Source organism: Paraburkholderia sp. (assembly GCF_035501035.1).
GTDB lineage: Bacteria > Pseudomonadota > Gammaproteobacteria > Burkholderiales > Burkholderiaceae > Paraburkholderia.
The window spans coordinates 1-7,454 of record NZ_DATJWR010000313.1; the positions used below are offsets into that span (position 1 = coordinate 1).

Sequence of the window (7,454 nt, forward strand, 5' to 3'; positions counted from 1 at the left end):
CATCACGACGAATTCCATCGGCGTGTAGTCGTCATTCATTAGCACGACCTTGTACATGGAGGGCGGTTTGACCTTTTGCTCCTGCCGCTCCAGTACGGTTGAATCCTGCTTGTCCGGGATAATCGCCATACACCCATTCTAAACAACTCGGACAGGCCCGCAATCCTGCCGTAACCCGACCGGCCGTCCGGTGACCACGACGCTCCCGACCTGCATCCTGCCGCAAGCAATTCATGCGCCCTGGCCCGGCCCCGATCCCATCGACCGGCTGCGGGGCCGGTACACAATCCTGCTGCCAGCAGCTTTCACGCCACCGTTGAATCGAGTATCGCACAACCTTGGCGTTGGGGTGGAACACGACTGTAGGCACCCGCACGCTGCGCTTCAGATTCTGTGCTGCGGTGCATCCCATGTGCGTCGATTATGCGACTTTTCAAGATGGACCGCGCAGCTGCGCGCAGCCACCGCGAAAAGCAGGAAAAACCCTGGAAATGCGCTCTTTACAACGCGTCAGAGAACGTCTCAAAATATTCTTGACAGCAGAATAAAGACCCCCAACAATCAAGCTGGCACTTTTTTCAACCGCCTCAAATTTCGAAAAAATGCCGTTGGTGAGCTTGTGAGGAGGGGGCGACCGCAACATGCGATCGTTTAGCTTTTCGAACTGCTCGTGGTAGTGACATGAGTTACAGGGGAAGTAGGTATGGCAACCGGTACGGTCAAGTGGTTCAACGACGCGAAGGGTTTCGGGTTCATTACGCCGGATGAAGGCGGCGAGGACCTGTTCGCTCACTTTTCGGCCATTCAGATGAATGGTTTCAAGACCCTGAAAGAAGGTCAGAAAGTGAGCTTCGAGGTCGTGCAAGGCCCGAAGGGTAAACAGGCATCGAACATTCAGGCTGCAGCCTGATCTGTTCGGTACCCGTACCTTGGAAACCCGGCTTCGGCCGGGTTTCTTTTTGGCTTCATCGTTTTTTTAACGATCGCGTGCTAGCTCACGCGCAAGATCCCCATCATGCCGAGATCCTCGTGCTCGAGGATGTGGCAATGAAACATGCGATCGCCAGCTTCGCGCTGCACCGTCGCGATGTGCACGGTCTCGCCGGGTTGCACGTTCACCGTGTCGCGCCATGCCAGCAGATCCTCTTCCTTGCTCACGCCGCTCTGCTCGCGCGCCAGCACCTGAAACTGCGTGCCATGCAGATGGAACGGATGATCCATGTCCGTGCGGTTCGCTATCGCCCAATGCTCGACCTCGCCGCGCCGGCTCGTGAGTGTCACGTGCGTCGGATCGAACACCGCACCGTTCACCATGAACTGCATGCCGGCCGGTATGCGGTGCGTAGAGGCACCTGGCTGGTGCATCGCGTGCATGTCCATCGCTTCGCTGAAGACTACGGCCTTTTTCGGGGGCTTTTGGGAGCGTGACGACTCGAGCGGAGCAATCGCGCGCAAGCGCGCCGGCAGCATGGATTGCGCTGCCAGCCGAGGCGTGAAGCGGACGTTTGCCAATATCCGGGATGGATCCGGGGGCAAGCTGCCGTGCGACATCGCCATTTTGCGGCGGTCGTACTGCGCGGCCACAAGCGACGCCTGCGACGCCCCCTGCCCCGCGCGCACGATCAATTCCGCGCGCTCGCCCGGTGCGAGCAGCAGCGCGGTGACGCCCTCGCGCGGCGCACCGAGCAGACCGCCGTCAGTGCCGACCTGTGTGAAGGCGCGGCCATCGTCGAACGCGAGTTGCAGATAGCGCGCATTACAGCCGTTCCAGACGCGCCAGCGCTCGTCGCGCACGACCTCGATCTGCGGCTGCCGCGCGCCGTTCACGAGCACGAACTGGCCTTCGCGGCCATTCATCCAGTCCATCATGCTGTTCGCGGCAATCGTGCCGTCTGCGGCGAGCTTCAGGTCTGAAATGAACAGATGCCGCTCGGGCCACGCGGCGAGCGGATCGTCGGCGGCGCGCACGACGATCGGACCCGCCAGTCCGCGAAACACCTGCTCGGCACTCAGCATGTGCGGATGCGGGTGATACCAGTAGGTGCCTGCGCTTCCCGGCGGCAACGTAAAGCGGTAGACACGCTGCTCGCCCGGCGCCACGGGATTCGACGGATTGCCATCCTGATCCGGCGGTACGGGCAAACCATGCCAGTGAATCGTCGACGGTTGGGCCAGCCGGTTCACGAACGTGATCTCAACGGTGTCGCCCTCGCGCACATCGATCAACGGGCCGATGACGGGGCCGTCGTTTGCGGTGGCTACCCCCGCATCGTATTGCCAGAAGACGGTCTGCTGCTGGCCCGCCAGCAGCGGGCGTGCAGCGGGTTGCGCGATGAGCGTCGCGCGAAACTGGCCCTGCTCGCGGCTCTGATTCGCGAGCGTGCGCAGCACGGCAAGCGGCGCGCCGGCGGGCAACGCGTCGACAGCCGCGAGCGCTGGCTGCGGCTGCATCATGCCGCCCGCCGTCGCCGGCATGGCTGTCATGCCGGGCATCGTGTGCATCGCTTCGCCCGCGCCTTGCGCGAATGCATGCCGCGCGAACAGGGACGACGTGGCGGCACTCATGGCGCCAGCCAGAAAGGTTCTTCGTTTCATCGATGGGTTCCTCATACCTCGTTCATGCCTGCGCACGCAACGCGCAATGAGAGGCGCGCCGCGCGTGCGGCCGTTCGCGTCGCCTGCGCCACCCGCGCGCGAAGCATCTCAGACAAGCATGGCCGCGCCTGCAAAAGCGCGAGCGCCCCCGCTCAGGCGATCGGAGGAGGCAAAGGAGGAGCGTGCGTAATCCCGGCACGCAGCGCCACGGCAAGCGCGGCGAGCGTGGAACCACCGGGGACATGTACGTCGAATGAGTTTGCAGCGAGTGGCGCGCCGCAGTGGACACAGCAACTCGCGCAATGCGCGCCGTGACCGTTGACGTCCGTGGTGTTGTCAGGATTTGTCTCGGCGCAAGGATCGCCGGCCGCAACGACGGCGTGCAACGTCAGCGCGACGTGTTGCGTAGGCTCGCACGCCATTACGCCGCGCACTGCAACGAGCGAGAAAAGGCAAACGAGAAGGAGGCGACAAAGGACAGCCACGTTGAGCAAACCGACGCACGAATTCGATGGATCCGCACCATGATAACGCACGCCACCCTTCGTCGTGCACCTCGCGTTCGAATCTGCATAACTAAGCAGTCCGGCATAATTTTATCCGCGTGACGAAAAGCAAAATCCCGGCAGTCCATTCGGACAGCCGGGATTGTCTAACGAGACCCAGGAACCGCGAGTGCCGCTTACATGTTGTCGATCATCACCTGTCCAAACCCGGAACAGGACACCTGCGTCGCCCCTTCCATCAGGCGCGCAAAGTCATACGTGACGCGCTTCTGCAGAATCGACTTCTCCATCGAGGCGATGATGAGGTTGGCCGCGTCGACCCAGCCGAGGTGGCGCAACATCATTTCCGCCGAGAGAATCTCGGAGCCGGGATTCACATAGTCCTTGCCCGCATACTTCGGCGCCGTGCCGTGCGTGGCCTCGAACATCGCCACGGAGTCCGAAAGATTTGCACCCGGCGCGATGCCGATGCCGCCCACCTGCGCTGCGAGCGCGTCGGAGATATAGTCGCCGTTCAGGTTCAGCGTGGCGATCACGTCGTATTCGGCCGGACGCAGCAGGATCTGCTGCAGGAATGCGTCGGCGATCACGTCCTTGATCACGATGTCGCCGCCCGTCTTCGGGTTCTTGATCTTCATCCACGGGCCACCGTCGATGAGTTCGGCCGCGAACTCCTTCTGCGCGAGCGCGTAGCCGTAGTCACGGAACGCACCCTCGGTGAACTTCATGATGTTGCCCTTGTGCACGAGCGTGACCGAGCGGCGCTCGTTGTCGATCGCGTACTGGATCGCCTTGCGCACGAGCCGCTCCGTGCCTTCGCGCGAGACCGGCTTGACGCCGATGCCCGAGCTCTCCGGAAAACGGATCTTCGACACGCCCATCTCTTCGCGCAGGAACTTGATGAGCTTCTTCGCGCCTTCGGATTCGGCAGGCCACTCAATACCCGCGTAGATGTCTTCCGAGTTCTCGCGGAAGATCACCATGTTGACCTTCTCGGGCGCGCGCACCGGCGACGGCACACCCTTGAAATACTGCACCGGGCGCAGGCACACGTAGAGGTCGAGTTGCTGGCGCAGCGCGACGTTCAGCGAACGGATGCCGCCACCCACTGGGGTCGTGAGCGGCCCCTTGATCGACACGACGTATTCCTTCACCGCCTCGAGCGTCTCGTCGGGCAGCCATACGTCGGGGCCGTACACACGCGTGGCCTTCTCGCCCGCGTAGATCTCCATCCAGTGAATCTTGCGCTTGCCGCCATACGCCTTTGCGACCGCCGCGTCGACCACCTTGAGCATGACGGGCGTGATGTCGATGCCCGTGCCGTCACCTTCGATGTACGGGATGATCGGCTGGTCAGAGACGTTGAGCGAGAAATCCGGATTGACGGTGATCTTCTCACCGCCCGTCGGAACCTTGATGTGCTGATACGGCATGATCGACTCCAGTAAGGGCAAGACTGTTGTAGCGGGTTGGACGTCGCGCCTCGTGCAAGCGACGAAGCATGTTGCCCGGCGCAAGATGCATTTCGCCGTTGCGGCTCGCCGACATCCGGCGCGGTCGATTGTTCGCAGCAAGACTGTCCAGGGCACGCGACGCACAACGCGGCGTGAGCGGCCCGTACGCGTGAAGGTCTGGCGGTTATTCTAGCCCACGGCCCGCGCATGCGTGCCGCGCACCTCATGCGCTTGCGTGCGCGCGAGGAACCGCTGGCGATGCTGCGTCGCCACATTGCAAACGCGTGTGCGCGCGGCATGCGAGATGCCTGCCCATGCGCCTGCCATGGCCGCGCTGAGAGGGTACGCACCGCTCATGTCTTATATCTTATATAAGACATGTAAATCGACGAAACACATTTTGCATTAAGATCTCGGCGCTAGCCAGTCATTCACTCGTCCTTCCCCGCTCCATCATGCGTTTGATCGCCCTCAATAAACCGTTCGGCACGATCTGCCAGTTTTCGCCGCATGAAACGCGTCAGTCGCTCGCGGACTGGGTGAAGGTGCCGGGCGTTTATCCGGCCGGCCGGCTCGACTCCGACAGTGAAGGACTGCTCCTGCTGACCGATGACGGCGCATTGCAGGCACGCATCGCCGAACCGCGACGCAAGCTCGTGAAGCGCTATTGGGCCCAGGTGGAAGGCGAGCCCGATGCGGCAGCGCTCGCCGCGCTCGAGCGAGGCGTCGATCTTGGCGACTTCGTGACGCAGCCGTGTCGCGCGAAAGTCATTGCCGCACCCGAGAATTTGTGGCCGCGCAATCCGCCGATTCGTTATCGCGCATCGATTCCAACCACGTGGGTGGAGATCGCGATCAGCGAAGGCAAGAATCGCCAGGTACGGCGCATGAGCGCTGCCGTGGGCTATCCAACTTTGCGGCTCGTACGCGTGGCAATCGGCGCACTCGATATTTTTTCGCTTGGCCTCGCGCCCGGCGAAAGCATCGACGTGCCCACGAACGCGCCATGGCAAAGTCCATCTCGTCAACACAAGTGATTGTTGCGCAAGCACTTTTCGTTGATTGGCCAGTCCCTTTCGAATCGCGCGACACGTCCCCCGCTTTTCCCTTTCGACGCGTTGCGAAGCAAATGAAAACTTCGCGTCAACCGTCTCGCGAGACCGCGCGTTATTCGACGCAGATGCCGCCCCGAAGCTATCCGGCATTCAGCCTTCAGGGGCCTCGCAGCAATGCGCGGCTCCGACCGCTGGCAGACGCCCCATGCAAATTTGCGCAAATTTCCGCGAATTTATCGAAGGCGACTGTCAACCGAAAGGTGGATGGCACGTTTACCGACCTGACTCCAAAAACCGGGTCACTTGGTTAATTAACTCAAGCTGAGGATTCACAAAATGAACAAACTGATCGCTGCTCTGGTCGCTGGCCTCTTCGCATCGGCTGCTTTCGCACAAGCTTCGGCTCCGGAAGCTGCTCCGGCTGCTGCTGAAGCTGCTTCGGCACCGGCACACAAGGCTGCTCACAAGAAGTCGACGCACAAGAAGGCATCGCACAAGAAGGCAGCGAAGGCTGAAGCCGCTTCGGCAGCTTCGGAGTAAGCTTGCTGTAAGACGCATCGAAGAACGGCATTCATTGCCGCTCTTCAGCGCGACGAAAGGCAGAGTGCCGCAAGGCGTTCTGCCTTTTTGTTTGCCCGCGTGTTTTTCGGCCACGCGTTTTATTGACATGCATGCCTTGCGCAATGCGTTGCCTGATGCTCGCGGTGCCGTGCATTTTGACCCGTTCTGACCTGGTCGCGTAACATGCGCGGATTAACCTCAGTCAAGGAGCCCCTCGTGCGATTTTCCCTGCGCCCGTTCGTCGTGCGCTGCGCGCTTGCCGTAGCATTGCCGTTCGCCGCTTGCGCGGCCCTCATGCTCACCACGGCGGCGACGTCGAGCGTCGCCCACGCGCAGCAGATGCCGCCCGGCGCAAAGCAGCCCGGTGAATTTCCGCGCGTGAAGCTCACGGCCGGCATGTACGTGATCGACGCCGCCGTCGCAGCCAACGACGCCGATCGCGAGCAAGGCCTCATGTACCGCTCGCAGCTCGGGCCCAACGAAGGCATGCTGTTCGTGTTCGGCGAAAACGCCGTGCACTGCTTCTGGATGAAGAACACGCTGATCCCGCTGTCGATTGCGTTCATTCGCGCCGACGGCACGATCACCGACATCGACGAAATGCAAGCCGAAACGACCAATAACCACTGCCCGCGTAACAACGGCACGTTTGCACTCGAAATGAGCAAGGGGTGGTTCACGTCGAAGGGCATCAAGCCCGGCATGAGAATTGAAGGATTGCCGCCGCTGCAGTAACGCGCGGCGCACGAGGCAAGTACAGCCACAGGCCGGCCCCGCTCGCACGCGGCGCCGGCTTTTTTTGCCCGCGTGAGCGCCGGTTCGCGTGTCGCGGAAGCGTTTCGCCGCGCGCCCGCCTGGCGTGGGCAGCGCCAGGCGCCTCCGCACTGCCTCCCGCGCTGCCCCCGCGCGCCTCCACATCTCCTCCGCACCTCCTCCGCGCCGCCTCCCGCGCCGCGACAGGCGCCCAGCAAAAGCGCCGCGCAAGCGCTATGCTAGTAGTCCCTCGCACGGCGCTTGCGCACACTGGCTGGCGCCCTGCGACGCATCGGGCCGCGCGCTGGCCGCGCCGCGTGCCGCCCGGCAGCTTCCATGGCGCGTTATTCCAAGGAGATCACCGTGCCTCGCAAGACCCCCATCGAGCGCTATCGCAACATCGGGATCAGCGCTCATATCGATGCCGGCAAAACCACCACGACCGAACGGATCCTCTTTTACACCGGCGTGAATCACAAGCTTGGCGAGGTTCACGACGGCGCGGCGACCATGGACTGGATGGAGCAGGA

Annotated in this window: 8 protein-coding genes; 5 read left to right on the plus strand and 3 right to left on the minus strand. The window is 62.2% G+C overall.

Annotation, left to right across the window (positions count from 1 at the left end):
- On the minus strand, positions 1 to 129 hold a 129-nt coding region (locus VMJ11_RS23120), incomplete at its 3' end, for an ATP-dependent Clp protease adaptor ClpS (protein WP_325622151.1).
- Between the two features lie 574 nt (positions 130 to 703).
- Between VMJ11_RS23120 and cspD the strand changes: the two genes are divergently transcribed.
- Positions 704 to 910 carry a cold shock domain-containing protein CspD gene (gene cspD, locus VMJ11_RS23125; RefSeq protein ID WP_017776809.1) on the plus strand — a complete coding sequence of 69 codons (207 nt, stop codon included), beginning with the start codon at positions 704 to 706 and terminating at the stop codon, positions 908 to 910.
- An 80-nt stretch (positions 911 to 990) separates the two neighbouring features.
- Here the strand turns inward: cspD and VMJ11_RS23130 are convergent, their stop codons facing one another.
- Both VMJ11_RS23130 and icd read right to left on the minus strand, forming a co-directional pair.
- Positions 991 to 2,595: a multicopper oxidase family protein gene (locus VMJ11_RS23130; protein ID WP_325622139.1), complete on the minus strand. Its 1,605-nt coding sequence runs from the start codon at positions 2,593 to 2,595 to the stop codon at positions 991 to 993.
- Between the two features lie 682 nt (positions 2,596 to 3,277).
- Complete coding sequence (icd, locus tag VMJ11_RS23135; protein ID WP_325622141.1) at positions 3,278 to 4,534, minus strand: NADP-dependent isocitrate dehydrogenase; 1,257 nt, start codon at positions 4,532 to 4,534, stop codon at positions 3,278 to 3,280.
- 476 nt (positions 4,535 to 5,010) lie between these two features.
- Between icd and VMJ11_RS23140 the strand changes: the two genes are divergently transcribed.
- From VMJ11_RS23140 to VMJ11_RS23155, 4 genes are all read left to right on the plus strand, one after another.
- Positions 5,011 to 5,592: a pseudouridine synthase gene (locus VMJ11_RS23140; RefSeq protein ID WP_325622143.1), complete on the plus strand. Its 582-nt coding sequence runs from the start codon at positions 5,011 to 5,013 to the stop codon at positions 5,590 to 5,592.
- Positions 5,593 to 5,946: 354 nt separating this feature from the next.
- A complete protein-coding gene (locus VMJ11_RS23145) occupies positions 5,947 to 6,150 on the plus strand; it encodes a hypothetical protein (protein WP_325622145.1) in 204 nt (67 codons plus the stop codon).
- Between the two features lie 237 nt (positions 6,151 to 6,387).
- A complete protein-coding gene (locus VMJ11_RS23150) occupies positions 6,388 to 6,906 on the plus strand; it encodes a DUF192 domain-containing protein (protein ID WP_325622147.1) in 519 nt (172 codons plus the stop codon).
- A 381-nt stretch (positions 6,907 to 7,287) separates the two neighbouring features.
- Positions 7,288 to 7,454: GTP-binding protein (locus tag VMJ11_RS23155; protein WP_349255978.1), on the plus strand; the 167-nt coding region annotated here is incomplete at its 3' end.

Excerpts from the sequence above, each read along its gene's own strand:
- cspD (WP_017776809.1), top strand. The coding sequence starts at position 704 with ATGGCAACCGGTACGGTCAAGTGGTTCAACGACGCGAAGGGTTTCGGG.
- VMJ11_RS23130 (WP_325622139.1), bottom strand. The coding sequence starts at position 2,595 with ATGAAACGAAGAACCTTTCTGGCTGGCGCCATGAGTGCCGCCACGTCG.
- icd (WP_325622141.1), bottom strand. The coding sequence starts at position 4,534 with ATGCCGTATCAGCACATCAAGGTTCCGACGGGCGGTGAGAAGATCACC.
- VMJ11_RS23140 (WP_325622143.1), top strand. The coding sequence starts at position 5,011 with ATGCGTTTGATCGCCCTCAATAAACCGTTCGGCACGATCTGCCAGTTT.
- VMJ11_RS23145 (WP_325622145.1), top strand. The coding sequence starts at position 5,947 with ATGAACAAACTGATCGCTGCTCTGGTCGCTGGCCTCTTCGCATCGGCT.